1 protein-coding gene is annotated in these 514 nt (G+C 63.2%); it reads right to left on the reverse strand.

Going from position 1 to position 514, the window contains the following annotated elements; all coding sequences use genetic code 11:
• Positions 1–514 (reverse strand): DEAD/DEAH box helicase (locus EOA32_RS37685; protein ID WP_128374339.1); only part of this gene is annotated, 514 nt, incomplete at both ends.

Genomic DNA, 514 nt, shown 5'->3' on the forward strand with positions numbered 1-514 from the left:
GCCGAGCGCAGTCCGGGATAGGGTGATCGGCCGGTATAACTGCCAAAGCGCACCGGCCGGTTGCGACCCGCCGAAACAATAGCCGACGCAACCTCGTCGCCGAAGAGCCGGCGAACGCGGCCGAGTTGATCATTGACAAGCGCGTTCATCGGATAGAGTAGCAAGGCGCGGCAGCCCGGCAGCGCCGCCGTAGCTGGCCGGTCGAGTGCCTCTTGGGTCAGTTGGCCGATGATCGGCATCAGAAAGCTCTCGGTCTTTCCCGAGCCGGTACCGGTGGCGACGATGAGATCGGAGCCCGCGAAGTACCTCTCAAGGGCTTGTGCCTGATGGACGTAGGGCCGGGGAAACAAGCCGGCTTTTGCCGCTGCAAGCTCCGCCAACATCCTTGCCAGCGCTGGGGGCAGATCAAGTTGGTCATAGGGAGCCCCCAGTTCATAAACCGGAGTAGACTCAACAAATGGAGCCTGCGCGACCGCACCGTCCTCCTGCAGCAGCAGCCGCCGCTCTAGGATGA

The sequence above is a fragment of the Mesorhizobium sp. M1A.F.Ca.ET.072.01.1.1 genome (assembly GCF_004023325.1).
In the GTDB taxonomy this organism is placed as follows: Bacteria; Pseudomonadota; Alphaproteobacteria; order Rhizobiales; family Rhizobiaceae; genus Mesorhizobium.